The sequence below is a fragment of the Mycolicibacterium holsaticum DSM 44478 = JCM 12374 genome, from assembly GCF_019645835.1.
GTDB classification, from domain to species: Bacteria; Actinomycetota; Actinomycetes; order Mycobacteriales; family Mycobacteriaceae; genus Mycobacterium; species Mycobacterium holsaticum.
Map to the genome: position 1 here is coordinate 3,037,658 of NZ_CP080998.1, position 26,210 is coordinate 3,063,867.

The 26,210-nt window shown below is 67.4% G+C and carries 22 protein-coding genes and 1 pseudogene; 8 read left to right on the forward strand and 15 right to left on the reverse strand.

What is annotated here, in order from left to right; genetic code table 11:
• Window positions 1–164: 164 nt before the first annotated feature.
• Entirely contained in the window at window positions 165–1,376 is a 1,212-nt protein-coding gene (locus K3U96_RS14635) for a complex I 51 kDa subunit family protein (protein WP_230982149.1), read from the forward strand.
• Complete coding sequence (gene fdhF, locus K3U96_RS14640) at window positions 1,364–4,072, forward strand: formate dehydrogenase subunit alpha (protein WP_220693708.1); 2,709 nt, start codon at window positions 1,364–1,366, stop codon at window positions 4,070–4,072. The genes K3U96_RS14635 and fdhF overlap by 13 nt, the downstream gene beginning before the upstream one ends.
• On the opposite strand, the gene K3U96_RS14645 is transcribed toward fdhF, so the two are convergent.
• A complete protein-coding gene (locus tag K3U96_RS14645; protein ID WP_220690181.1) occupies window positions 4,020–5,465 on the reverse strand; it encodes a WS/DGAT/MGAT family O-acyltransferase in 1,446 nt (481 codons plus the stop codon). The two genes, fdhF and K3U96_RS14645, sit on opposite strands and share 53 nt — an antisense overlap.
• 178 nt (window positions 5,466–5,643) lie before the next feature.
• Between K3U96_RS14645 and K3U96_RS14650 the strand changes: the two genes are divergently transcribed.
• Window positions 5,644–6,636, forward strand: coding sequence for an Acg family FMN-binding oxidoreductase (locus K3U96_RS14650; RefSeq protein ID WP_220690182.1), 993 nt, complete (start codon window positions 5,644–5,646; stop codon window positions 6,634–6,636).
• A gap of 105 nt (window positions 6,637–6,741) precedes the next feature.
• Window positions 6,742–7,389 carry a hypoxia response regulator transcription factor DosR/DevR gene (gene dosR / locus K3U96_RS14655; RefSeq protein WP_220690183.1) on the forward strand — a complete coding sequence of 216 codons (648 nt, stop codon included), beginning with the start codon at window positions 6,742–6,744 and terminating at the stop codon, window positions 7,387–7,389.
• On the opposite strand, the gene K3U96_RS14660 is transcribed toward dosR, so the two are convergent.
• Window positions 7,386–8,273 (reverse strand): universal stress protein, encoded by an 888-nt coding sequence (locus tag K3U96_RS14660; protein WP_220690184.1) that lies wholly within the window; start codon window positions 8,271–8,273, stop codon window positions 7,386–7,388. The genes dosR and K3U96_RS14660 overlap by 4 nt on opposite strands.
• A gap of 260 nt (window positions 8,274–8,533) precedes the next feature.
• Here K3U96_RS14660 and K3U96_RS14665 point away from each other — a divergent pair, with 260 nt between their 5' ends.
• A complete protein-coding gene (locus tag K3U96_RS14665) occupies window positions 8,534–9,055 on the forward strand; it encodes a GNAT family N-acetyltransferase (RefSeq protein WP_069405367.1) in 522 nt (173 codons plus the stop codon).
• Window positions 9,056–9,104: 49 nt separating this feature from the next.
• On the opposite strand, the gene K3U96_RS14670 is transcribed toward K3U96_RS14665, so the two are convergent.
• Window positions 9,105–10,097 carry an Acg family FMN-binding oxidoreductase gene (locus K3U96_RS14670; protein WP_220690185.1) on the reverse strand — a complete coding sequence of 331 codons (993 nt, stop codon included), beginning with the start codon at window positions 10,095–10,097 and terminating at the stop codon, window positions 9,105–9,107.
• A 33-nt stretch (window positions 10,098–10,130) separates the two neighbouring features.
• Window positions 10,131–10,814 carry a helix-turn-helix transcriptional regulator gene (locus K3U96_RS14675; protein ID WP_069405366.1) on the reverse strand — a complete coding sequence of 228 codons (684 nt, stop codon included), beginning with the start codon at window positions 10,812–10,814 and terminating at the stop codon, window positions 10,131–10,133.
• A gap of 52 nt (window positions 10,815–10,866) precedes the next feature.
• Between K3U96_RS14675 and K3U96_RS14680 the strand changes: the two genes are divergently transcribed.
• The gene (locus K3U96_RS14680) at window positions 10,867–11,088 is read left to right on the forward strand and encodes a DUF2249 domain-containing protein (RefSeq protein WP_084223171.1); all 222 of its coding nucleotides are present in this window, start codon (window positions 10,867–10,869) and stop codon (window positions 11,086–11,088) included.
• A 16-nt stretch (window positions 11,089–11,104) separates the two neighbouring features.
• On the opposite strand, the gene narI is transcribed toward K3U96_RS14680, so the two are convergent.
• From narI to K3U96_RS14720, 8 genes and pseudogenes are all read right to left on the reverse strand, one after another.
• A complete protein-coding gene (gene narI / locus K3U96_RS14685) occupies window positions 11,105–11,833 on the reverse strand; it encodes a respiratory nitrate reductase subunit gamma (RefSeq protein WP_069405365.1) in 729 nt (242 codons plus the stop codon).
• 1 nt (window position 11,834) lies between these two features.
• Window positions 11,835–12,521 (reverse strand): nitrate reductase molybdenum cofactor assembly chaperone, encoded by a 687-nt coding sequence (gene narJ / locus K3U96_RS14690; RefSeq protein ID WP_220690186.1) that lies wholly within the window; start codon window positions 12,519–12,521, stop codon window positions 11,835–11,837.
• Window positions 12,518–14,173, reverse strand: coding sequence for a nitrate reductase subunit beta (gene narH, locus K3U96_RS14695; RefSeq protein ID WP_220690187.1), 1,656 nt, complete (start codon window positions 14,171–14,173; stop codon window positions 12,518–12,520). The genes narJ and narH overlap by 4 nt, the downstream gene beginning before the upstream one ends.
• Before the next feature lie 34 nt (window positions 14,174–14,207).
• Window positions 14,208–17,915 carry a nitrate reductase subunit alpha gene (locus K3U96_RS14700; RefSeq protein WP_220690188.1) on the reverse strand — a complete coding sequence of 1,236 codons (3,708 nt, stop codon included), beginning with the start codon at window positions 17,913–17,915 and terminating at the stop codon, window positions 14,208–14,210.
• Entirely contained in the window at window positions 17,912–19,138 is a 1,227-nt protein-coding gene (locus K3U96_RS14705) for a nitrate/nitrite transporter (protein WP_275080550.1), read from the reverse strand. The genes K3U96_RS14700 and K3U96_RS14705 overlap by 4 nt, the downstream gene beginning before the upstream one ends.
• Window positions 19,139–19,222: 84 nt before the next feature.
• Window positions 19,223–20,293: a tellurite resistance/C4-dicarboxylate transporter family protein gene (locus tag K3U96_RS14710; RefSeq protein ID WP_220690190.1), complete on the reverse strand. Its 1,071-nt coding sequence runs from the start codon at window positions 20,291–20,293 to the stop codon at window positions 19,223–19,225.
• Window positions 20,294–20,306: 13 nt separating this feature from the next.
• Window positions 20,307–20,750 carry a hypothetical protein gene (locus K3U96_RS14715; protein WP_069405360.1) on the reverse strand — a complete coding sequence of 148 codons (444 nt, stop codon included), beginning with the start codon at window positions 20,748–20,750 and terminating at the stop codon, window positions 20,307–20,309.
• Window positions 20,747–21,832: pseudogene (locus K3U96_RS14720) on the reverse strand (multicopper oxidase domain-containing protein); the annotation flags it as partial. The pseudogene K3U96_RS14720 and the gene K3U96_RS14715, both read right to left, overlap by 4 nt.
• Before the next feature lie 362 nt (window positions 21,833–22,194).
• Here K3U96_RS14720 and K3U96_RS14725 point away from each other — a divergent pair.
• Window positions 22,195–23,286, forward strand: coding sequence for a YVTN family beta-propeller repeat protein (locus K3U96_RS14725; RefSeq protein ID WP_230982151.1), 1,092 nt, complete (start codon window positions 22,195–22,197; stop codon window positions 23,284–23,286).
• A gap of 86 nt (window positions 23,287–23,372) precedes the next feature.
• Here the strand turns inward: K3U96_RS14725 and nusB are convergent, their stop codons facing one another.
• Genes nusB through K3U96_RS14740 form a run of 3 tightly spaced genes read right to left on the reverse strand, consistent with a single transcriptional unit; the run spans window position 23,373 to window position 25,571 of the window.
• Window positions 23,373–23,903 (reverse strand): transcription antitermination factor NusB, encoded by a 531-nt coding sequence (gene nusB / locus K3U96_RS14730; protein WP_230982152.1) that lies wholly within the window; start codon window positions 23,901–23,903, stop codon window positions 23,373–23,375.
• Window positions 23,896–24,459 carry an elongation factor P gene (efp, locus tag K3U96_RS14735; protein ID WP_069405357.1) on the reverse strand — a complete coding sequence of 188 codons (564 nt, stop codon included), beginning with the start codon at window positions 24,457–24,459 and terminating at the stop codon, window positions 23,896–23,898. Before efp ends, nusB begins: the two co-directional genes overlap by 8 nt.
• Before the next feature lie 17 nt (window positions 24,460–24,476).
• Window positions 24,477–25,571, reverse strand: coding sequence for a M24 family metallopeptidase (locus K3U96_RS14740; protein ID WP_069405356.1), 1,095 nt, complete (start codon window positions 25,569–25,571; stop codon window positions 24,477–24,479).
• Between the two features lie 33 nt (window positions 25,572–25,604).
• On the opposite strand from K3U96_RS14740, the gene K3U96_RS14745 reads away from it, so the two are divergent.
• Window positions 25,605–26,144: a B-4DMT family transporter gene (locus K3U96_RS14745; RefSeq protein ID WP_220690192.1), complete on the forward strand. Its 540-nt coding sequence runs from the start codon at window positions 25,605–25,607 to the stop codon at window positions 26,142–26,144.
• The last annotated feature ends 66 nt before the right edge of the window (window positions 26,145–26,210 follow it).

Below are 26,210 nucleotides of genomic sequence, written 5' to 3' on the forward strand. Positions count from 1 at the left end.
AGGGCACGGCATGCTTTGTGGCCCGAAACCGGAACCCGGCGCGCTGGGCGGAGGCAGCAGGATCCGACCCCCGCATCTATTGCCTGGGGCGCTGCTACGCCGGGCCGGCCGCTGCCGATGATTCGTCTCGTCCTGCGGTCGAAACCGCGTGTGACAACCCGGTAGTGCTCGACCGGGCCAGCCGCGGTTGTTCGCCGCATCTGAGCGCTTATCGCGACGCGGCGGGATACCAGGGTCTTGCGCAGGCGATTCGCTCGGGCCCGGAGGGCACGTTGACCGAAGTGAGGAAATCGGGGCTTCGCGGCCGCGGCGGCGCCGGTTATCCGACGGCCGATAAATGGCGTGCCGCGCGGACGCCGCCCGACGGTCCGCGCGTGGTGGTGGTCAACGCCGACGAAGGCGACCCCGGCGCGTACATCGACCGATATCTCTTGGAGGACGACCCTCACGCCGTGGTCGAGGGGCTGGCGATCGCGGCGCTGGCCGTCGGGGCGCAGCGCGCCTACATCTATGTGCGCCGCGAGTATCCAGAGGCGTTGGCCGCGGTCCGCGTCGCCGTTGCCGAGGCCGAAGGCGCGGGAATTCTCGGCGACGCGATGCTTGGTCACGGTGCGCCGTTGGCGGTCATGGTGGTGGAGGGCAAGGGCAGCTACCTGTGCGGCGAGGAGACCGCTCTGCTCAATGCGCTCGAAGGACGACGTCCGATGGTGCGCGCGCGCCCGCCCTACCCTGTGCAGCACGGCCTCAATGGCCTGCCGACGGTGGTGAACAACGTGGAGACACTCGCGGCTCTGCCATGGATTCTTCGTCACGGCGGAACCGCCTATGCCGCAATGGGAGCAGGTAGCAGCAGGGGTACGAAGGTGGTGTCGTTGAACTCGCTGTTCTGCAGACCCGGACTGTATGAGGTCGAGTTCGGTATCCCGCTCCGAGAAATAGTCGAGGGCCTCGGCGGTGGGCTCGTCAACGATCACCTGAGGGGTGTGATCGTCGGCGGCCCGCTCGCGGGGATCATTCCGCCCGAGCTGCTCGACGTGCCGTTCACGTTCGACGCGTTGCGCGGGCTGGGGGCCGAAGTCGGGCACGGTGGGATCATCGCCTTCGACGACACGACGCCGATCCGGGAACTCGTGCGTCACGTGTTTCGGTTCGGCGCCTACGAGTCCTGCGGCGCGTGCACCCCGTGCCGCGTCGGCACCGCCCGGATCGAGGAGCTGTTTTCCGGCCCCATGGATGACGACGCCAACACCGAATGGGCGGCCACCGTACGCGCACTGGCCGCGACGAGTCTCTGCGGTCATGGCACCGGGCTGGCAGCGTTCGCCCGCAGTGTGATGGTCCATTACGGAGAGGATCTCGACTCGTGCCGCGCGTGACGGTCAACGGCGCTACAGCATCTTTCCCACCCGGCATCTCGGTGCTCGAGGCGGCGGCCTCCGTCGGCATCGACATCCCGGCGCTGTGCCACGACCCCCGGCTCACCCCGTCGGGAAGCTGCCGGATGTGTGTGGTGGAGATCGACGGCGCCAACCGTCCCGTGCCCGCCTGTACCACGCCGGCAGCCGAGGGCATGGTGATCCGCACCGCAACGCCCCAGCTCGACGAACTACGGAAAACCCTGCTGTCCATGCTTGTTCGCAACTACCCCGCCACCGCGACAGCGACCGACCCGCAGCTCGAGTTTCATCGGATGCTCGCAGACCACGGGGTACAGGCAACGGGAACAGCAGACCCTGACCTGGTGGATTCGTCACATCCGAATATCCGTGTCGACCTCAACAGCTGCATCTCGTGCTGGCGTTGCGTACGGATCTGTGACGAGGTGCAAGGCCAGTTCACCTGGCGCATCGCCGGTCGTGGTGCCGACACGCATGTCACCCCCGACTCGGGAACCACGCTGGCGGACAGCTCGTGTGTCTCATGCGGCGCGTGCGTTGACACCTGCCCCACCAACGCCCTGACGGATGTGAGCGTCCTCGAGGGCCGATCGGCCACCGATTGGACGCGCACAACGTGCCCGTACTGCGGCGTCGGGTGCGAAATGCTGGTCGGTAGCCGCGATGGACGCATCGTAGAAGTCGTTCCCGCCCAGAACGCGCCGGTCAACCGCGGCCATCTGTGCGTCAAGGGCCGGTATGGCTTCGGCTTCAACGTTTCGGATGACCGGATCACCACCCCGATGCTGCGCACCTCATCGCAGGAATGGGTGGCTGTCGGCTGGGACGAGGCCATCGACGCCGCGGTGAGCGGGTTTCGCCGCGTGATCGATCGTGCCGGGCCGACGGCGGTGGGAGTCCTGGGCTCGGCGCGAGCCACCAACGAGGAGAACTATCTCACCCAGAAGTTCGCCCGGGTTGTACTCGGCACCAACAACGTGGACTGCTGCGCCCGGGTCTGCCACGCGCCGTCCGCTGCCGGGCTCAAGGCGATGTTCGGCACCGGTGCGGCGACCAACTCGTTCGACGATATCGAAAGCGCCCGCGCCATTGTGGTGTGCGGGTCGAACACCACCGAGGCCCACCCGATCGTCGGCGCACGCATCAAGCAAGCCGTGTTGCGCGGCGCGAACCTGGTGGTCATCGATCCGCGCCGGATCGAGCTCGCCCACTACGCCGACGTGCACCTGCGCCCCCACCCGGGAACGAACGTGGCGGTGCTCAATTCCATCGCGGCGGTGATCATCGACGAAGGCCTTGTCGATGAGGACTTCGTGGCGCAACGGGTGGACGGCTTCGGCACCTTTCGTGACTTTGTGAATTCTTATGTTCCCGAACGTGTTTCAGCGGTCACCGGGCTAGACCCCGCGCAGGTGCGACGAGCCGCCAGGCTCTATGGCGGTCAAGGCCCGTCCATGCTCTTCCACGGTCTCGGGGTCACCGAGCAGGTCCAGGGCACCGATGCTGTGATGTGTCTCGGTAACCTGGCGCTGCTCACCGGCAACATCGGTAAGCCCGGCTCGGGCTGCAATCCGCTTCGGGGGCAGAACAATGTCGCGGGTTCGGCTCACATGGGGTGTGAGCCGCATCATCTGACCGGCATGACCCCATTGGCCGACGGCCGCGAGCTCGCCGCGGCGCTGTGGGATGCGCCGATACCCGAGATACCCGGGCTCGACGCAATGCAGATGCTCGACGCCGCCGAGCAGCGCCGACTCGGTGCGTTATGGGTCGTCGGCTGGGACATTCTGCTGACCCAACCGCAGACCAGGTCCGTCGAACGGGCGCTCGCCGGGCTTGACATCCTCGTGGTACAGGATCTGTTCCTCACCGAGACGGCTCGACGCTTCGCGACGGTGTTCCTTCCTGTCGCGTCGTCGTTCGAGAAGGACGGCACGTTCATGAACTCGGATCGGCGTATCCAGCGGGTGCGCCGAGCCGTTCCCGTACCCGACGGGGCCAGGACCGACACCGACGCCATATGCGCAGCCGCCGCCGCCTTCGGCTGGAGCACCCACTTCTCCTACCGGAGCGCGGCCGACGTCTGGGACGAGATCCGGCAACTCTGGCCGGCGGGCGCGGGCATGACTTACCGGCGGCTCGACAGGCCCGGCGGACTTCAATGGCCGTGTCCCGACGAAGAGCACCCCGGAACGTCGCTGCTGCATCGCGACACGTTCGCCGGGCTCGGACGGCGTACCACCTTGCACCGCATCGGCTACCGACCGAGCGGCGAACAACCCACTGAGGAGTATCCGCTGGTGCTGATCACCGGTCGTGCACTGTACGCGTTCAATGCGGGCACGATGACCGCAAGGGCGGCGACCGCGCCGTTGACCGACGTTGTGGCGCTGGAAATCTCACCGACCGACGCGCAGCGGTGCGGTGTCGTGGACGGCGCGGACGTCGCGGTGCAAAGCAGGTACGGCACGCTTGTCCTGCCGTGCCGCATCAGCGCCCGCACGCAACCCGGCACGGTGTTCACGACTTTCAGCGACCCTGCGGTGCCGGTGAACACCCTCACCGGACCGGGGCGCGATCCCACGACCCACACCCCTGAGTACAAGGTCACGGCGGTGAACGTCACCCGCGCCCCGACACCGGCGGGTCCATTGGCCGATGCGACGGGGTCTTAAGGCGCGGCGCATGCGCGATCTCGGCGTCGGCGTTCTGACTCAACTCGGCCAGCCGGTCGATACCGCGCTTGATACCCTGCGCGAGTTCGTCGACGTCGGGTGTCGCGTCGTAGTCCGCGGTGATCCCGAAAACGAGTTCGTCGGCATAGCTCAAAATCGCGATGACGGTGCGTAACTGGACGGCAATCGGCGGAATCGGATAGACCCGCAGCACCTCACGCCCCATGATGCGCATCCGGCTACGCGGGCCGGGCACGTTGGTTGCGACGGTCACCACAGCACGTTGCGGCAGTCGGGTCAACGCTCGAACGGCCCACGCCGTCAGGGGAAACGGAACGACTTTCGTCGCGGCGACGAACACCGTGGATGCCTGCCGTTGGCCGCTCCGCTTCACGGTGGTCAGTCGGCTGTGCACTGCACGCATCTGCTCGACCGGGTCCGCCTTGTCGACAGGAAGATACGGAAGCATCACCGAAACTCGATTATCGGTTTTGTCCGACACCTCGTTGGAACGCACGGATACCGGCACCAGCGTGGGCAGCGAACTGCGCCGCGGCTCCACACCGCGGCGAATGAGACCCGACCGGAAGCTGTCCGTAACGGCGGCCAGCGCAACATCGTTGAGCGTCACGTCGAATGCCGCGCGGATCGTGGCGACGTCGGCCATCGGCACATGTACCGCGCTGTACCGGCGCATGGTCGAAAGCGGCCCGACGAACGGAGACGGCGCCGCCGGACGCAGCAGGCTCGAGGTGATTTCGGCTGCACCCTCCACCACCAGACCTGCTGCGCTGGTGATCGCGCCTGCGGCCCGCCACGCCCCACCGATCCAGTCACGCGGGTTGACGCTCAGCCGGGGCAAGAGGTTGGACCGCATGTCTGGTTCGCGGGCGGCACGAATCTCTGATGCAAAGGTGTCCCCGTCCCAGTCGTCACCGAGACTGGAAAGCATGTGCATCGTGGCGATCCCGTCGGCGATGCAGTGATGGATCTTCATCAAGATCGCCCACCGGTCGTCGGCGAGGCCTTCGATGATCCAGCATTCCCACAGGGGCCGTTCACGGTCTAACCGCCGCTCCATCACCTCGCCGACGAACCGGAACAACGTGGCGTCATCGCGGGGGTGCGGAAGCGCGGCGCGGTGGACATGGTGGGCCAGGTCAAGGTTGGGATCCTCCACCCATTCGGGGGCCTCGAGGTCAAGCAGGTGCGTGCGCAGAAGTTGGCCCAGCCGGGGAACCGCGAGGATGCGTTGTCCGACACCGGCGACAAGCGAATCGAAGTCGGGCATCGGTCCTTCGATGACCGACAGCCCGCCGACTGCAAGGCTGACGTGCGGATCAGAATCTTCGGCTTCGAGAAAGCCCGCGTCGAGGGTGCTCAGGTGCTCCATAGGCCAACTGTTCGCCTGTGGTGGAGGCCGATGAAAGGGTCAGAGGTCCCGTACCGGAGAGGACGAGGGTCACCGCCGGCCAGGTGGGTCGCACGGACTCCTCGACTCGGAGCCTTGTCCGCGCGTTTAGGGACCATAGACCCTGGTTTCGCCAGGCGGAATGGCCGAACCTGGACTCATGGGTCACACCCGGGTGGAACTCAACGTCATCAAGGACGTCGTGCAATTGGCGTGCCGCGCACCGTCGCTGTTCAACAGTCAGCCGTGGCGATGGGTTGCGCAGGACGACACGCTTCAACTGTTCCTCGACAAGGACCGTGTCCTGTACTCGACCGACCACTCGGGCCGTGAGGCCCTGCTGGGCTGTGGTGCCGCACTGGATCACTTACGGGTGGCCTGTGCCGCCGCGGGATGGAGGACCGTGGTCGAGCGGCTGCCCAACCCCAACAACCCCCTGCATCTGGCGTCGATCGAATTCCGGCCGATGGAGGGCATCACCGAGGGGCACCGGCTCCGTGCCGAGGCGATCCTGCGGCGACGGACCGACCGGTTGCCGTTCACGGCCCCACCGGACTGGGCTTCGATCGAGGCACAATTGCACCGCTCCGTGACGTCGGAGGCCGTGCGACTGGATGTCATCGCCGACGAACTACGTCCCGAACTCGCGAACGCCTCCCGACTCACCGCGTCTTTGCGTCTCTACGACACGTCGTATCACTCCGAACTCTCCTGGTGGACAGGGCCGTTCGAATCAGCCGAGGGTGTCCCGCACAACACGCTGGTATCCGCTTCTGAAGCCGATCGCGTGCAAGTCGGCCGCGACTTCCCCCGCGTGCAACAGGGCGACCGGCGAGCGCAGTTCGGGTGTGACGAGTCCAAGATCCTCGTGCTTTCCACCCGCGACAACGACCGCGTCAGCGTGCTCGAGTGCGGTGAGACGCTTTCTGCCGTGCTGCTGGACGCCACCATGGAGGGGCTGGCGACCTGCCCGCTGACCCACATCACCGAGCTGTGGGCGAGCCGCGACATCGTCTCGAGCCTGATCGGCCAGACCACAACCCCACAGATTCTGGTCCGCGTCGGCCTGGCCCCAGCGCACGAGGACCCGCCTACGCCGACACCGCGGCGACCGATCGACGAGGTGCTCGAAATACGCGACCGGCAACGATAGCCGGACCGCCGAACCAAATGCCCGTTGTTCTCCACGGATCAGCAACCCACGGACCGTATTGTGAGGGCGACGTTAGTTGTTCAGCGCTAGTTCGGAGGGCTTCACATGGTGAAGGTCTTTCTGGTGGACGACCATGAGGTCGTGCGGCGGGGCCTGATCGATCTGCTCGACTCGGATCCCGACCTCGAGGTCGTCGGCGAGGCCGGTTCGGTCGCCCAAGCGATGGCGCGGATACCGGCGTTACAACCCGATGTCGCGGTGCTCGATGTGCGGTTGCCCGACGGCAACGGCATCGAACTGTGCCGGGATCTTCTGTCGCGCCTGCCCAACCTGCGTTGCCTCATGCTGACATCGTTCACCTCCGACGAAGCGATGCTGGACGCGATCCTGGCCGGCGCCAGCGGATACGTCGTCAAGGACATCAAAGGCATGGAACTGGCCCAGGCCGTCAAGGACGTCGGCGCCGGGCGTTCCCTGCTCGACAACCGGGCCGCGGCTGCGTTGATGGCCAAACTGCGCGGGGCCGCCCAACGGGCCGATCCACTGGCGGATCTCAGCGAACAGGAACGAGTGCTGCTGAACCTGCTGGGTGAGGGGTTGACCAACAAACAGATCGCCGCGCGAATGTTTCTCGCCGAGAAGACGGTCAAGAACTACGTGTCGCGGCTGTTGGCCAAGCTCGGCATGCAACGCCGCACCCAGGCGGCGGTGTTCGTGTCCAAGCTGGACCGGCCTTCCGGTATCCAGGACTAGGACGCGCGTGCGACGACCACGGGCGTGCGGGCGGACTCGGCGACGGCCGTGCTGACCGAACCGAGCAGCATTCTGGCGAAGCCACCGCGACCGTGGCTCCCGACCACCGTCAGTTGTGCCTTCTCCGCCTGCTCGAGAAGTTGACGGGCAGGTCGGTCGAGTACGACGAGTCGCTCCACCGTGACGTCCGGATAGCGCTCCTGCCATCCCGCCAGCCGCTCGGCGAGCGCCTCCTCGGCTTGGACTTGGACATCGGACCATTCGATGCCCGGTAGTTCGGCCACCCCGAAATCACTCCAGGCGTGTACGGCGACAAGGTGCACACCGCGGTGCGATGCCGCGTCAAAGGCGATGGCCGTCGCCAACTCAGAGGCCGGTGAACCGTCGATGCCGACCACAACGGGGGCCGTCGCGAGCTGCGGTGTCGGTGCGTCCTCGTCGTGGATTACCGCGACCGGACAGCCGGCATAGCGAATGAGCCCGGCGCTCACCGATCCCAGCAGGCGCCGCCCGAGCACCCCGAGTCCGCGGCACCCCACCACGACCATTTTGGCTTCCTTGGACACGTCGATCAGGGTGGACAGCACGCCGGCGACCACCATCTCGGTCTCTACATCGACCGTGGCTTCCTCGACGGCTGCTTGGGCGATCTCACGGGCGTCACGCAGAATGGCTTGGCCCTCCTGTTCGAGTTGCCTGGTCAAGTCGGGCGGCGTGGGCACCTCGGGCCACATCTGCACCGCCGGTGACTGGATCACGTGGATGATGGACACCCCAAGATTGCGCATCCCAGCTTCGCGCGCCGCCCACTCAACGGCCGCCTTCGATGGCGGTGATCCATCAACGCCGACAACTATGCCGTCATGCCTTCGCGTGGTGGGCATTTCACACTCCCCTGCCGGTTACCGCGATGTCGCTCATCACAGGTCAGATGTTAGGGGCCCGCTTTCGATGAGTCCGGGGCCATTGGTCACCTACCCGGTGGCCGAAAGGCCTGACCGCATTGCGGTCAAGAAACCGCTATCGGCGAACGATCGAGGACCAAAGACCCCGGAGCACACCCGCCAGATAGCCGATACTGTCCGACATGTCCGAAGTATCCGCGCCGCGGCGCGGTCGACCCCATCGGTAGATCGTGTCTGCGATGGACGGCCGACCTGCTGATCGACGCTGGCATGCCACGCTTTTGGACGGAACGCGCATCGTGCTTCGCCGGTTGGTGTCTCGCGACGGCGACGCCGTCATCAACCTGTACGACCGACTCAGCGACGACGAATGCTATTTCCGCTTCTTCACTGCGCACCCAGCGCATCTGACGAGTTGCGCCCTGTCACTCGTCGAGCAGTCCGACAACCAATACGCGTTGGGCGCCTTCGATCACGCCGCGCTGCTCGGGGTCGCCAACTACATCCGGTGCGACGACCCCGGCGAAGCGGAGATCGCGGTCGTCGTCGCGCACAACGAGCATCTGCGCGGAGTCGGCACCGCCCTGCTACGCCGACTCGGGCAGATCGCGCAAGACACCGGTGTGCACCATCTCATCGCCGACGTATTGGCCGAAAACCACCTGATGCTGAAAATGATGTCGGAATCCGGGTTGTCGTGCACCAGACACCTCGACGGCTCGGTGATGCGCGTCGTCATCGACCTCGGGCCGGCGGAGTGATAACTGTGCGCAGCGACACCGCATGCGACGAACGGCGTCATACCGAGCGCTATTCGAAGAACGAGCCGTCCAGGCCGGTGACCACCTCCGACAGCCGGCGGCGAGGTGTCGCGGGTAACGGATCGGCGTTGACCGGCGCCCACCCCACCCGCAGCATCATCTGCGGATGACCGCTGTCGCCAAAGACGTCGCTTCGCACGGCTTCTCGCGTTTCGGGAAACTCCAGCGGTTCGGTGATCGGGCAACTGGAGAGGCCCAGCGCCGTCGCGGTCAGCAGTACCAGACTGGTCGCCTCACCGGCGCGCAACCGGGACAGGCTGCTGTCGTCCTCGGTGCCCAGGGCCAGCACCGCCGCGCTGTCTTCGGTCGCTTCGGCGTCGGTCGGTTGCGCCAACGCAGGCCCGGCAAACACCCGGCCGGGTATCGGTGACAGCGGATCCGACGGCGGCGTGTTGCGTGCCGGCACGCCCGACACGGCGCCGTAACGTCCGCTCCAGGTGGCCAACTCGGTGAGGTAGTCCTCATCGAGGGCGTGTCGCCAGGCCGCCTCCGCCACCACGCCCTGAAGCTTCGGCAGCGCCTCGACCTGTCGCAACATCACACCCGCGCGCGCGGCGCGCGAGCCCATCAACGCGATATCGGCCGCCGGCACCGGCCACCAGCTGTAGAGGCGCCGATCGGTGCGCCGCCGGGGTATCGCCGCGGCGAGCATGACGTCGAGTTCCGAGGCCGTGTGCCGGTGCAACTCGATGGCGGCCAGATGCGTAGGGTGCAGCGGGTCGGGCAACCGGTGGATCTTCGCCTGCCAGCCCAGCGCCGCGAACGCGACCACGGCGTGATGCAGTGCGGCTCCACAGCTCAACAGCAGATCGCGGCTGTCCGGGTCGGTGCTCGGCAAGTGCCGTTCGGTGTCTGCGTACAGATGCAGCGTCGAGTCGCCCACCCGCCACCGCCACGGTTGGGTGTTGTGGATCGACGGCGCCCGCACGGCCAGCGACAGGGCCGTGTGGATCGTTCGATGATCAGGGAAGCGGGTGTTCATGCTTCCCAGCATCGCGATCCGAGCAAATACCGGCTAGGGAACAAAGTCACTCGCGACGGGGGACTTCGTCGATGCGGTGAGGTGGGCCACGCACAGATCGGGTTCGACGAACGGCTCGAGCTTCTCGACTGTCACCGGCGCGTCCCACGCCTCCAAGGCGCCGCGCATCAGCCCCAGGTGTACCGGGCAGACGACGTCGGACCCGCCCTCGGCCAGCTCCAAGAACGGGCAGTGCCGCAGGCCGACCTGCTGTTTTCCACTGACCGTGCGTAACCGCGGGGCGAAGCCGAGTTCGTCGAGGAACTTGACCAGCCGGCGGGCCGACTGGTTGGCGCTGATCGCGGTGCGGTCGTCGCGCCCGGCGATCCGGCGTGCCCACGCGCGCCCGGCGCTGGCGGCCTTGGCCGCCGGGTTGCGCTGACCGGCCAGGCTCATCAGCAGGATCTCGGCGAGCACCTGGTAGCGCCGCGGACCGCCGGGGTCCATGCGGTGCACGGCGCGAAACATCAGCGGCGGGCGGCCCGGGCCGCGCCGGTCGGGTTCGACCCGTTCGGCGCGACCGTCGCCGACCAGGGTGTCGAGGTGGAAACGGACCGTGTTGGGGTGCACGCCGAGGCCGTCGGCGATCGCGACGATCGTCATCGGCTCGCTCGTGGCGCGCAACGCCGCCAGCACCTCTTCACGACGGCCGGCGACCCGGTCGCCCTTTTCAGACATGCACTAGAGTTTATACAAATCTATTAGTAATAACTACGGAGGTGGAAGCTCGATGAGCGAACTCGATGTGCGGCAACTACGCAAGCCGCAAAAGCATCCAACCATATTCGCCGCCTATCGAGAGCTTCCCCATGGTGATTCGTTCGTCCTGGTGAACAACCACGACCCCAAGCACCTGCACGAGGAGTTCGAGGCGGACTACTCCGGCAGCTACAGCTGGGAATACGTGGAGTCCGGCCCGACGGTGTGGCGCATCCGCATCGGCAAGCCCTGAGGCCCGCAGGCCGCTGTCACCATCCGCGGCGTTGCGGATGCGATCCCACCAACTCGCCCTTACCCGCGACGTCGCGGCTGCGGTACACGATGTAGGGCCGGAACAGGTAGGCGACCGGCGCGCTGAACACGTGCACGAGCCGGGTGAACGGCCACAGGCAGAACAGCACCAACGCGATCATCACGTGGATGTGGAACCACAACGGCGCGGTGGCCATCAGGTCTCCCCGCGGCTGCAGTATCCAGATCGACCGGAACCACGGTGACACCGACTCGCGGTAATCATGTTCGGCACCAACGGGTGTGGCCCCGATCAGCGTGCAGGCCAGCCCGGCCACGATGGCCAGCACCAGCACCGCGTACATCACCTTGTCGTTGACCGTGGTGGCCAGGAACACCGGCCCGGTGGTGCGACGCCGGTACACCAGCAGTGCGATGCCGCCCAGCGTGGTGATCCCGGCGATCGCGCCGAGCACCATGGCCTGCAGGTGGTAGATGTGGTCGCTCATGATCAGGTCGGTCCACGATTCGGGGATCACCAGGCCGATGATGTGCCCGACGATGACGACCAGGATGCCGAAGTGAAACATCGGGCTGCCGATGCGCAGCAGTCGCGACTCGTAGAGCTGTGACGAGCGCGTGGTCCAGCCGAACTTGTCGTAGCGGTACCGCCACCATGTTCCGATTGCGACGACGGCCAACGTCACGTACGGCACGACGTCCCAGAAGATCACCCAACCCGACATGTCAGCGAGCTCCTTCAGTCGCGCTCAGTTCGATACCCGCCCCTGCTCGCCGCGGCGGCACGGTCAACGTGAAAGGTTCCAGCCCAACGGCTTCGGCCGGTGGACCGGCCTCAGCGAGCCGCTGAGCGCGCCGGGCCTCCTGATCGGTCGGTTCCGGCAGCGTGTGACGCACCGCGGCGACGGCGTGCGCGTAGGGTGAGTCGGCGTCGTTGAGCGACGTGTGGAGCACGTCGATCGGTACGCGGTGATCCACCAACAGCCGGCGCCCGCCCACCGGGTCGACGGTCGCCGCGAACTCCAGCACCACCGGCAGGTAGTCGGGGGCTTCTGCGCACGGCGGTGGCACGCCGGCATCGCGGTAGGCGTTGTTGAACGCCAGCATGTGATGCCCGCGGTTACGGGTGTCACCTGCGGTCCAGTACGTCAGGTACATCGTCGAGGAGCGCCGCAGGTCGAAGGTTTCGACGTACTGGGCGGCCACGCTGGTCCAATCGCCGTCACGCAGCGCCGCGGCGGTGCGGCCCAGCAGCGCCGCCGCCGGATCACCGATGTGTGCCAGCATTTCGTCGACGGTGTGCAGACGCTGCGCACAGTGGTCGTCGGGATAGCACAGCAGCAACGACGCCGCCTGCCACACCAACCGGTCGGCCAGCGCCACCGAATTCGATTTGCGGCCGGGGATTCTCATTCCCCACCTCCCCCGTCGGGGAACAGCCCCGACGGAACGCCGCGGCCGTCCCAGTTGAGCAGGTTGAGCCGGGACGGACGCTCTGCGTTGGCGGCCATGCCGTCGCTGGTCTGGCGGTGCCGGAGGGCGTGGAACGTCTCGACCGCCACCGGTACCGGGCCGCCGCTGGCCTCGCCGAACGGGCCCGACTCGTACATTCCCGGGCCACCCTCGAACGACAGCGAGCAGCCGGTCTCCTCCGGCGGGTGCTGTTCGTCGACGGCGTACGCGGTCGGGATGACGTAGCGTTCTTCGTATTTCGCCAACGCCAGCAGCCGGTACATCGCATACATCTGTTCTTCGGTCATCCCGACCGCTTCGGGGATGTGCGGCTGCGTCTCGCGGCCGAGGTTGATGTCGCGCATGTAGGAGCGCATCGCGGCCAGCCGGCGCAGGACACCCTCGACGACGTCGGTGTCCCCCGCGGTGAACAGCCCGGCCAGATACTGCATCGGGATGCGCAGCGCCTGCAGCGCGCCGAACAGGTTGCCGAGTTCCTCACCGTCGTGGCCGTCGCGGGCAACCGCGTCGACCACCGGTGACAACGGCGGGATGTACCACACCATAGGCATCGTGCGGTACTCCGGATGCAGCGGCAGCGCAACCTGATACGTGTGGATCAGCGCGTAGACCGGCGAGCGTTGCGCGGCTTCGATCCATTCGTCGGAGATCCCCTCGGCGTGCGCCCCAGCGATCACCTCGGGGTCGTTGGGGTCCAGCAGGATCGACTTCTGCGCCTCGTACAGGTCGGTGTCGTGTTCGACCGTTGCGGCTTCCAGCACCCGGTCCACGTCGTAGAGCACCACACCGAGATAACGCAGCCGGCCCACGCACGTCTCAGAACACACCGTCGGCATCCCGACCTCGATGCGCGGATAGCAAAACGTGCACTTCTCGGCCTTGCCGGTCTTGTGGTTGAAATACATCTTCTTGTACGGGCATCCCGACACGCACATCCGCCAGCCCCGGCAGCGGTCCTGGTCGACGAGCACAATGCCGTCCTCGCTGCGCTTGTACATCGCTCCGGACGGGCACGACGCCACGCACGACGGGTTGAGGCAGTGCTCGCAGATGCGCGGCAGGAAGAACATGAACGTCTGCTCGAGTTCGAGCTGTACCTTCTCGCTGACCTGTTTGAGCACCGGATCGCCAGGCACGATCTCCGGGGAGCCGCCGAGGTCGTCGTCCCAGTTTGCCGACCACGAGATGTCCATCGGCTCACCGCTGATCAGGCTGCGCGGCGGCGCCACCGGCATCTGGTCCGACAGCGGGGCGGACATCAGGTTGTCGTAGTCATAGGTCCACGGCTCGTAGTAGTCCGAGATGTTCGGCATCTTCGGGTTGGCGAAGATGCGCAGCAGCTTCGACAGCCGGCCCCCGTCGCGCAGCCGCAGCCTGCCCTTCCGGTCGCGGACCCACCCGCCCCGCCAGCGCTCCTGGTCTTCGTACTGTCGCGGATAGCCCTGTCCGGGCCGGGTTTCGACGTTGTTGAACCAGACGTACTCGGTGCCGGGCCGGTTCGTCCATGCCTGCTTGCAGGTCACCGAACAAGTGTGGCAACCAATGCATTTGTCCAGGTTCATCACCATGGCCATCTGCGCCATCACCTTCATAGGACGCCTCGCTCTCCACGTTTGGCTCCGCGCATCAAAAGACCACCTTCTGGCTTCGCCGCCGCACCACCGTCACCTCGTCACGCTGATTACCGGTCGGGCCGAGATAGTTGAACGCGAACGCGTTCTGCGCGTATCCCCCGGCCAGATGGCTCGGTTTGATCAGCAGCCTCGTCAACGAGTTGTGGATGCCACCGCGCTTGCCGGTGGTCTCGGAGAGCGGCACGTCGATGGTGCGCTCCTGCACGTGGTAGACGAACACCACCCCGTCGGGCATCCGGTGGCTGACGATCGCCCGACACACCAGCACACCGTTGCGATTGACCGCTTCCACCCATTCGTTGTCTGCCACACCGACCTTCGCGGCGTCACCGGGGCTCATCCACATCGTCGGCCCGCCGCGTGACAGCGACAGCATCAGCAGGTTGTCCTGATACTCCGAGTGGATCGACCACTTGGAGTGCGGCGTGAGGTAACGCACCGTCAGGCCCACCCCTTCCACGCCCTCCGAACCGACGTGCGGTTCGCCGAACAGCCGGTTCATGTCCAGCGGGGGCCGGTAGATCGGCAACTGCTCCCCGAGCTCTTCGAGCCAATCGTGGTCGAGGTAGAAGTGCATGCGGCCGGTCAGCGTGTGAAACGGCTTGAGCTCCTCGATGTTGACGCTGAACGGCGCGTACCGGCGACCGCCGGTTTCACTGCCCGACCATTCCGGGCTGGTGATCACCGGAACCGGGCGGGCCTGCGTGTCGGCGAAGGTGATCCGGCGTTCCTCGCTGCCTTCGGCCAGATGCGCCAGCTGCCGGCCGGTGCGCCGCTCGAGGTCACGGAAGCCGTCGACCGCGAGGCGACCGTTGGTGGTACCCGACAGGGCCAGGATCACCTCGGCCATCCGTTCGGCGGAAGTGATCGCCGGGCGCCCTTGGGCTACACCGGAATCCATCACCCCGAACTTGGCGGCCAGTTCGTCGACCTCCTTGTCGGGATGGAACGTGACGCCCTTGGTCGTCATCCCGAGGCGGTCCACGAGCGGGCCCAGCGTCAGCCATTTGTCGATGACGGCGGGGTAGTCACGGTCGACCACGGCCAACGGGCCCATCGTCTTACCCGGCACCGGAGTCTCCCCGGTGGCGCGCCAATCCCGTTCGGTGCCACCGGGGTACGCCATCGCCCCGGGGGTGTCGTGTTGCATGGCCCCCATCACCACGTCAGTGCGCTTGCCGAGGTGTTTGACCGCCAGCGCGCTGAACGCCCTGGCGATCGCCCCGAACGCCTCGTAGTCGGACCTGGTTTCCCACGGCGGGTCGATCGCGGGGCTGAACGCGTGCACGTACGGATGCATGTCGGTGCTCGACAGGTCGTATTTCTCGTACCAGGTGGCCGCGGGCAGCACCACATCGGAGAGCAAGGTGGTCGATGTCATCCGGAAGTCGATCGACATCAGCAGGTCCAGCTTGCCCTCCGGGACATCCTCGGTCCAGGTAATACCGTTGGGGCGCAAGCTGTCCGGTGCCGGATCGGCTTGCAGGTTCGAGTCGGTGCCGAGCAGGTGCCGCAGGAAGTACTCGTTGCCCTTACTCGACGAGCCGAGCAGGTTGGAGCGCCACACGCTGAGCACCCGCGGCCAGTTCTGCGGGTTGTCCGGGTCGGTGACGGCCAGCTTGAGCTGACCCGACGCCAGCTGCTGCGCGATGTAGTCGCCGATGTCCTGTCCGGCCTCCCGCGCGTCGTCGGCCACGTCCAGGCTGGACCGGTCGAACTGCGGATAAAACGGACTCCACCCCATCGCCGACGCCGAGGCCAGCACGTCCATCGTATGGCGGTCTTTGAACCGGCCGCGTCCCGTCGGGCTGGCCAGCGCGTCGGCGCGGTAGCCGTCATAGCGCCACTGGTCGGTGTGCACATACCAGAACGAGGTGCCCGGCACCTGCCGCGGCGGGCGCGCCCAGTCGGTGGCCATCGCCATCGTCGCCCACCCGGTGACCGGTCGGCACTTCTCCTGGCCGACGTAGTGTGCCCAGCCGCCGCCGTTGCGCCCCATCGACCCGGTCAGCAGCAGCATCGCCAGCACCGCACGGTAGGTCGCGTCGCCGTGGAACCACTGGCAGATGCCGGCTCCCATGATGATCATCGACCGGCCGCCGGACTCCTCGGCGTTGCGGGCGAACTCCTTGGCGACCCGAATCGCCTGGGCCGCAGACACTCCGGTGATCGGCTCCTGCCACGCTGGGGTATACGGGTTGGCGTCGTCGTCGTAGCCCGACGGCCACTGTCCTGGCAGTCCCGGCCGGGCCACCCCGTACTGGGCCAACATCAGGTCGAAAACCGTGCACACCAGGTGCTCCCCCACCCGACGCACCGGCACACCCCGGGTCAGCGTGGCGCCCTGCCCGTCGATGCTGTCGAAGCGCGGCAGCACCACCTCGGCCACCTCACCCTGCTGGCCCGGGGACGGCGCGACCGTCAGCGCGGGCGCCAACTCGCCGAGCTCGAGGTTCCACTTGCCCACGCCGTCGTCGCCGTAGCGGAAGCCGAGCGAACCGTGCGGAACCGTGACCGTGTCGGTGGCGCCGTCGAGCAGCACCGGTTTGAACGCCGCGTTCTCCTGTCCGGCCTCGTGGTCGCCCAGGTCGGCCGCGGTGAGGTTCTTACCGGGCACCAGCGCGCCGTTGCGCTCCTCGAGCTTGACCAGGAAGGGCAGATCTGTGTACTGGCGCGCATAGTCGATGAAGAACGGAACCCGGTTGCGCACATAGCATTCCGTGAGGATCACATGACCCATCGCCATGGCCAGCGCGCCGTCGGTGCCGGCCGCGCACGGCATCCACTCGTCGGCGAACTTGGTGTTGTCGGCGTAGTCGGGGCTGATCGCCACGACTTTGGTGCCGCGATACCGCACTTCGGCCATCCAGTGCGCGTCGGGGGTGCGGGTCACCGGGACGTTGGACCCCCACATCATCAGGTACGCCGCGTCCCACCAGTCGCCGGACTCCGGCACGTCGGTCTGGTCACCGAAGACCTGCGGTGAGGCCACCGGAAGGTCGGCGTACCAGTCGTAGAACGACGTCATCACGCCGCCGAGCAACTCGATGAAGCGCGACCCGGCCGCGAAGGACACCATCGACATCGCCGGGATCGGCGAGAACCCGGCGACCCGGTCGGGACCGTACGTCTTGATCGTGTGCACGTGGGCGGCCGCGATCATCTCGGTGGCCTCGGCCCAACTGACCCGCACCAACCCGCCCATACCGCGGGCCCGTTGGTACCGTCGGCGCCGCTCGGGGTCGGCTTGGATGTCGGCCCACGCCGCCACCGGATCGCGCAACCGCGCCTTGGCTTCCCGGTACATCTCGACGAGCACACCGCGGGCGTAGGGATAGCGGACACGCGTCGGCGAATAGGTGTACCAGGAGAACGCCGCCCCGCGCGGACATCCGCGCGGTTCGTATTCTGGCCGGTCCGGGCCGACCGAGGGGTAGTCGGTCTCCTGGGTCTCCCACGTGATGATGCCGTCCTTGACGTAGACCTTCCACGAGCAGGAGCCCGTGCAGTTGACGCCGTGGGTGGACCGCACGATCTTGTCGTGGCTCCAGCGGTCGCGGTAGAACACGTCGCCCTGGCGGCCGCCGCGGCGGGTGACGGTGCGGAGATCGTCGGAGAACTCGCCGGGGGTGAAGAAGCGGCCGCTGCGCGCGAGGAGTTCCTCGATCTGGCCGCCGGTGCGTGGCGGTGTGGTGGTCATGGCGTGGACTCCTTGCGGGCGGCCGTGGGTTCGTGCGCGTGTAGCCGGAGCGCCGTGTACAGGAACGCCACCACCGCGGTGGCCACGAGCAGCACCAGGCCGATCGAGTAGTCGTTGTCGACGGGGTCGTAGGTGGCACCCATCACCAGCGGCGGGAAGTACCCGCCCAGGCCGCCTGCGGCCGCGACGATGCCGGTGACCGAACCCACCGACTGGGCGGGCGCGCGACGGGCCACCCAGGCGAACACGCCGCCGGTGCCGATGCCCAGGAAGATGGCCAGCGTGACGAACGTCGTCGCCGACCACACGTCCGGCGGCGGCTGGAACATCGCGATGAACGCCAGCAGGGCGGTGCCCGCGAACGACGCCAGCACCACGTATTTCGGCGCGAAGCGGTCCGCGAGCGCGCCGCCGACGGGTCGCGCCAGGACCGCGGCCAGGGCGAAGCCGGCCGTGCGGGCGCCCGCGTCGACGGCCGAGAAGTGGTAGATCGTCTTGATGTAGGTCGGCAGGTAATTGCTGAACGCGACGAAGCCGCCGAACACCACCGCGTACAGAAACGACATCTCCCAGGTGACGGGAAGTTTCGCGGCGGCCTTCAGTTTCGGCAGCACCTTGTCGGTGTTCGGGACGAACGTCGGCGAGTCCTGCATGGCCACCATGCACAGCACCGCGGTCAGCCCCAGCGCCACCGCGATGATGACGTGGGTGGGAAACAGCCCGAACCAGCCGACGAAGCGCGGGGTGAAAAACGCCGACAGCGCGGTGCCGACCATGCCCATCCCGAACACGCCGGTCGCGAACCCGCGCCGCGACGCCGCATACCAGTTGTTCGCGAACGGGATGCCGACGGCGAAGATCGTTCCGGCGATGCCCAGGAAGAAACCGCACACCAGCAATGCCGGGTAGGAACCGGCCGCTCCGGAAGCACCGACGGCGAGCACCGGGATGATGGACGCCAGCGAGATCGCGATGAACATCGCCCGCCCGCCGAACCGGTCGGTGAGCGAGCCGATGACGATCCGGCCCAACGATCCGACCAGGATCGGCGTCGCCACCAGCATCGACGCCTCGGTACTGCTCAGGGAAAGCTCGCCGGCGTAGGACGTGGACAGCGGGCCGATCATGTTCCAGGCCCAGAAGTTGATGGCGGATACCCAGGTGGCCAGCGCGAGGTTCACGGTCTGTCGGGCGCCGGTGTTCGGCGTGGTCGCCGTGTTCACCATGCCAGACAACCACCGAAAGCCGAACTCAGTACCGTTTTCACGTAAACCGATGTGCCCCTGGGAATCATCAAGATCCCCTTCCTATTCGCGTATCGCACGTGGCCGCACAGTGGTCAGCAGGTGGTACCCCATCGCGAAGAAGGTGCAACCCCATGCCGCCAGGGCGATCCAGATCTCGACATCGCCGATCGCGCGCACGAGGGGCAGATGATCGGCTTGCCCGAGGTACAGCGCGCCCACGCCGTACATGCCGAGCGGGAACACGATGCTCCACAGCGTCGCGTCGTAGCGCAACGGAATCTTGTGGACGACGTGACGCCAGATGCCGCCGGCGATCAGCGGCGGGATCAGCCAGCTGCCGAACGCCCAGAAGGTCACCGATGCGCCGGCGATGAGACCACGGGTGACCGCAACCATTGGGGCATCGGCCATCTCGACGATCCTGGCGCCGGCGAGCACGGTGATCGCGGTGGCCCCCATCGCGACCCAGTACGGCGGGGTCAGGTCGTCGGGCTCGAACGGGTACAGCAGCATCCGGACGATGACGAGGACGGCGACCACCGCGTACAAGAACACCCCCACCGACCACGAGAAGACCGCGATCAACGCCAATTCCCTTCGGCCGGAACCGAGTTCAGGTTGCAGCACAGCCGCCAGCACCGCGACGGACTGGCTGGCGACCACCCAGATGAACCATGCGCCGTTCGCGATGTGCAGGGTTGGGCGCGACCGGTGCCCGAGGACCGCGGTCCACGGCACGACGTAGCCGAGGATCACCCAGGCCGCCACCGCAACGACGAACAACGTCAACGCCGCCCGGTAGTGGGCGTCGAGGGCCAGCCGGGTGCCGAGCACGTTGGTGGCCGCGACGAACGTGAACATCCCGAAGCCGCGCAGCGGATGGGCGAGGTCGGCGACAAACTCCGCGCGAAAGGCGAAGATCCGCGCCACGCTCAACGCGACGAGGACAACGTAGGCCGTGCAGGTCAGCCACAGCAGGGCGACCGAGACGCTGTGCGCGCCGCGGTACTGCATGGCGATCGAGACGATGCCGGTGGCCATGACCAGCGCGAAATACCCGGGGTGCAGGGTCCGTACGGCCCGGTGCGCACCCGACTCGGGTTGTGTTGGTGCCGTGCTGCGTTTCGACATACCCGGCCCGAGCCTAATGGCCTTCCACCAGCGCGGTGGCGAGCAACACGACCCCCAGTGAGCCGACCAGCGACGCGATCGAGGCGGTTCTGGCGGCGCTGGGCTGCCGGCGGGCCTGCGCGAGACCGTGCAGGCTGGCCGCGACCATCACCACAGCGAACAGCAGCAGCTTCGCCACGAGGACGCGGCCGTAACCGGGTTCGAGCAGCGACGCCCAAGTGACGCCGTGCCGGACGGCCAACAGGATTCCGGTGGTGATCTGCACCGGCAGGAACACCGCGAAGGTGACGACCGCGAACCGCCTGCCGACGTTACGCAGGACCTGGGCCCGGTCGGCCACGCCGAGCAGTCGGGTCGCGGGCGGTAGCACGATCAGGGTGACCGTCAGCTGTCCGCCCACCCAGACGATGGCCCCCAGAACGTGCAGAAACCGCACCACGGTCCAGATGTCGATCATGGCCGGTCCGTAACCGCAATGACGCCGTGTGCACCGTTCTCGGCGTGCCGCATGTCGTGGTCGACGAACGGGTAGTTGCCGGCCTCCGGGAAGCTCAACTCGACGAAACCGCCTTGTGCGGGGCCCAGATCCAGCACTTGGGCACCGCCGGAGGACGCATCGGGGCGAAGCACCCAGGCACCTTCGCGGTAGACGGTGTCGAACTGGCCGCCGACGATGTGGAAGGCGGTGCTGCCGCCCGGGCCGGCGTTGACCACCCAGATCCGCACCCGCTCCCCCGTGTGCGCGTGCAGCGGCGCGTGGTCGTACTGGGCGGCCATGCCGTTGAACATCCAGCCGTCCGGTTGCCCGGCGCGGATCTTGTCGGACTGCTCTTGTCCGCCCGGCTCGCCCAGGTACAACTCCGCGCTGACGAGCGCGTACTCGCGGTCCACCGCGGGCAGCCCTGGCGGGTCGATGATCACCGCGCCGTACATGCCGTTGGCGATGTGCTGCGTCATGGGCATCGTGCTGCAGTGGTACAGCCAGGCGCCCGCGCGGTGCGCGGTGAACCGGTAGACGAGCCGCTCGCCGGGTCCGATGGTGCGCATCGGCCCGTCCGGCGCCAACGCGCCGGCGTGAAAGTCGATGCCGTGCCCCATCTGCGTGTCGTTGATCAACGTAATCTCGAACCGGTCGCCAATTCGGCCGCGCAGGGTCGGCCCGGGCACGGTCGAGCCGAACGTCCATCGCTGTTCCCGTCGGCCGGGCGCCACCTCCACCTCCCGGTCGACGGCGCGCAGTTCGATTCGGTGCACACCGTCACCCGTCACGGGCGCCAATACCGCGTCGCGCGCCGCCCAGCCCGGCGGTGGATCGGCCGCCAGATCGAGGGCGGCCGGTGCGGTGGTGGCGTCGTCGGCCACCGTCGGATGCTGGTGTGCCCCCAAGACGCGGATCGACATCGTCATCCCGGCCGCGCGATGGCCGGCCACCGCGCACCACGCTTCCCGATCGTTGTGCACCGCACCGACGTCGAGCAGCGCGGTCTGCCCGCGGCGTAGGCGGGGGGTGCGCTCCCCGCTGTCGAGCTGCAGATCGTGCGGCATCGCCTCGCGGTTGGTCACCCGCAGCACCAGCCGGGTGCCCTCGGGTACCTCGACGACGTCGGGCCGCACCCGCATCGCGTCGAGTTCGACGTCCACGGTGAGCGCCTCACCGGAGACCGCCGGGGCGGCGGCGGTGGTCTGGTGTCCGCTGCCGGCCAGCGCAACGGCGAGCACGACGGCGACCACCCCGATGACGACACCCGTCGCGGTGCCGGGAACTCGCATCACAAGATCAGATAACGCAATGGCCGATGGGTCCGGTAGGGACATTGGTCCTCTTCGGCCGGGGCGCCCGGCCCTGGCGCGCCGTCGCGCGCCGGGCCATGCTGGGCGTGAGCCGAAGGAGATGATCGTCCGTGCGGTTGCATCTCGCCATGTTGTCGGTTGCCGTCCTGGTTGCAGGACCGGTCACGGCGTGTTCGGCGGAAACCGCCGATCGCCGCGAGCAGTCTGAAGCGCCGACCCCGGTGTCGGGTTCGGTGTGGGTGGCCAACGAAGGCGCCGACAGCCTGACGGTCGTCGACGCGACCACCGACGCGGTGGTGATGACGATCGAGGGCATCAAAGCGCCCCATAACGTCCAACTCGGGGCCGGCGGGGACATCGCCTACGCGGTGAGCGGCACCACCAACACGGTGGTCGCCGTCGACGCGGCGACGTATGCGGTCAGCACCTTCGCCCCGACCGGGTCGGCTCCGGCACACGTGATCGAGGCACCGAACGGCAACGTGTACGTGACCAACGCCGGGGACGGCACGGTGTCGGTCTATCGGAGTGCGGCGTTGACGCCCGTCACCAGCATCGACCTCGGGGGCATGCCGCACGGCATCCGAGCAGCGGCCGGCGGTTCGGTGATCGTGGTGGCCAACACCATGGCGGGCCAGCTCGATCTGATCGATCCGAACACCAACTCACCCGTCGGTTCCGTGCCGGTAGGTGCCGGGCCGGCGCAGGTCGCGGTCACCGCCGACGGCCGCTTCGCCTACAGCGGCGTCAGCGACCCGCCGAAAGTCGTCAAGGTCGATCTGAACAAGCGAAAGGTCGTAAGCAGCACCGAGGTACCCACCCCGCCGGTGCAGCTGTACCTGACTTCCGGGGAAGACGTTGTGCTCAGCGCCAACCAGGGCACCGCAGAGACGCCCGGCCACACCGTTTCGGTGATCGACACCCAGACGATGACGCCGCGGGCGGTCGTCAAGGCCGGGGCCGGGCCGCACGGTGTGGTCATCGGCGACCCGGCGTCCCGGGCGTGGGTGACCAACACCTTCGAGGACACGGTGTCGGTGATCGACCTTGATGAGATGTCGGTGTCGGCGACGATCCCGGTGGGCCACGAACCCAACGGCATCAGCTATTCGCCCCGATCCCCCGCGGCGGCTCCCGCGGCCACCACCACCGTGAATCTTCCTGTGCCCGAGCCACAGGCCGGCCACGGGCACGGCCACTAGGTCAATGCCCGGCGTGCGTAGGCGCGCACGTCGGCGTGGCGGTCGGCCAGCTGCCGCGGCGAGCATGAGAACTGGTCTGCGGCCGGCTATTCCGCGTCGCCGCCGCCCCGCACGGCTTGTGCGGCGGCCCGGATCTGGGGTGTCACCAGCATCACCTGACCGAGCACGCCGTTGACGAAACCCGGTGAGTCATCGGTAGATAAGTGCTTGGCGAGTTCGACGGCTTCGTCGACGGCCACCGGTTCGGGCACGTCGTCGGCGTGCAGCAGTTCCCACACCGCCACCCGAAGGATCGCGCGGTCGACGGCGGGCAGCCGGTCCAGGGTCCAGCCCTGCAGGTGCGCCGAGATCAGGTCGTCGATGTGCGCGGCATGTTCGGTGACCCCGCGCGCCACCTTCACCGTGTACGCGTTGAGCGGTGCCACATCGGATTGCTTGTCGGCCAACGCCGTGCGCGCATCGGCGGCCTCAGCCGGGGTGATATTTCGGGCTTCGGCCTCGAACAGCAGATCGACGGCGCGTTTGCGGGCCTGATGACGGCCACGGTCGGCGGGCCGACCAATCGAGCCACGGTCGGGCCGACCAATTCGGCTTGAGTCTGGCCGAGGATCAGGCATTCACCCTTCCTAGGTAGCTGCCGTCGCGGGAGTCGACCTTGAGCTTGTCGCCGGTGTTGATGAACAACGGCACCTGGATCTCGGCACCGGTCTCGACGGTGGCCGGTTTGGTGCCCGCGCTGGAGCGGTCGCCCTGTAGACCCGGCTCGGTGTGGGTGACCTCGAGTTCCACGGTGACCGGCAGCTCCAGGTACAGCGGCGAGCCGTCGTGGAAGGCGATCTGCACCGGCATGCTCTCCAGCAGGAACTTGGCGGCGTCCCCGACCATCGCCTCGGGCAGCGGATGCTGCTCGTAGTCCTGGGAGTCCATGAACACGAAGTCGCTGCCGTCGCGGTACAGGTAGGTGGCGTCGCGGCGGTCGACGGTCGCGGTCTCCACCTTGACCCCGGCGTTGTAGGTCTTGTCGACGGTCTTGCCGGACAGCACGTTCTTCAGCTTGGTCCGCACGAACGCGGGTCCCTTGCCGGGCTTGACGTGCTGGAACTCGATGATCTGCCACAGTTGGCCGTCGATCACCAGGACGAGGCCGTTCTTGAAGTCGGCGGTCGTTGCCACGTTCGGTTGTTCTCCTGTCAGAGGATGGCCAGTTCCTTGGGGAACCGGGTGAGCAAGTCGGGTGTGCCCGATTCGCCAACGACCAGCGTGTCCTCGATGCGGACGCCGCCACGGTCGGGCAGATAGACACCGGGCTCCACGGTCACCGCGGAACCAGCAAGGAGTGTACCGGCGGAGGCGGCACCGATTCCCGGCGCTTCGTGGATCTGCAGCCCGACGCCGTGGCCGAGCCCGTGATTGAAGTTGTCCGCGTAGCCGGCCTCGGCGATGACGTCCCGCGACGCGGCGTCGACGTCGCGCAGCGGCACGCCGGGGACAAGGGCCTTGCGCCCGGCCCGCTGCGCCGTGGCGACCAGGTCGTAGACGTCGTGCTGCCACTGCGCGGCCGGGGACAACACAAAGGTCCGCGTCATATCGGAGTGGTAACCGCTGACCAGGGCGCCGAAGTCGATCTTGACGAAGTCACCGGCGGCCAGCACCGCGTCGGTGGGCCGGTGGTGCGGGATCGCCGAGTTCGGCCCCGCGGCCACGATGGTCTCGAACGACGGGCCGTCGGCGCCGTGGTCGAGCATCAGCGATTCCAACTCGCGGCACACCTCCTTCTCGGTGCGCCCCGGGCGCAGCCCGCCGCGCTCGACGAGGTCGGCCAGCGCGGCATCGGCGGCCTCACATGCCAGCCGCAACAACGCGACCTCACCGGCGTCCTTGACCTCGCGCAGCGCCTCCACCGTCCCCGCGGCCGCCACCAGCTCGACGTCGCCTGCCGCCTTGGCCAGCGCGGCATATCCGTCCACGGTCACCACGTGGCTCTCGAAGCCCAGCCGGCGCACGCCGTCGGCCGCCGCGCGCCCGGCCAGGTGCGGCCCACATGCCCGTTCGATGACGATCTCGGCGTCAGGCACCTGCTGGGCAGCCTGGGTGCGGTACCGCCCGTCGGTGGCCAGCACCGGCGGTTGTGCGTCCTCACCGTCGACTCGGACCAGAAGGGCCGCGTTGGATCCGGTGAAACCGGTCAGGTAGCGCACGTTGACCAGATTCGATACCAACATGGCGTCCAGGTCGGCTGCGGCGAGCCGGTCGCGCAACCGGGCCCTGCGCTGTGAAATAGTCACAGCAGATGAAGCTACTCGCTAAGGTGAGGCCCCATGAGTAAGTGGTTGCTGCGCGGACTGGTGTTCGCGGCCCTGATGGTGATCGTGCGATTACTGCAGGGAGCGATGATCAACGCGTGGGAAACCCAGGCGGGTCTGATCAGCGTGGTGCTGGTCGTGCTGTTCGCCGTCGCGGTGTTCGGGTGGGGGTTCGTCGACGGCCGCGGCGACGCGAGAGCCAATCCGGATCCGGACCGCCGCGGCGACCTGGCGATGACGTGGCTGCTGGCCGGCCTGTTCGCGGGCGTGGTGAGCGGCCTGGTGGCGTGGTTCGTCTCGCTGTTCTACCAGGGGCTCTACGTCGAGGCGCTGATCAACGAGGTCACCACGTTCGCGGCGTTCACCGCGCTGCTGGTGTTCCTGATGGCCATCGCCGGCGTCGCGCTGGGCCGCTGGCTCGTCGACCGCAAGGCCGACCAGACCCCGCACCTGCATCACGGCGGTGAGGACGACCGCGCGGACACCGATGTGTTCGCGGCCGTGCGCCACCCCGGCGGCGGCGACGAGACCGCCGAGCAGCCGCGTCAGGAGTAGCCTCCCACGGTCCAGTGGGAAGTCATCGCACCCTTGTGGCGGACATCCGGCTGATCAACCGGGCGC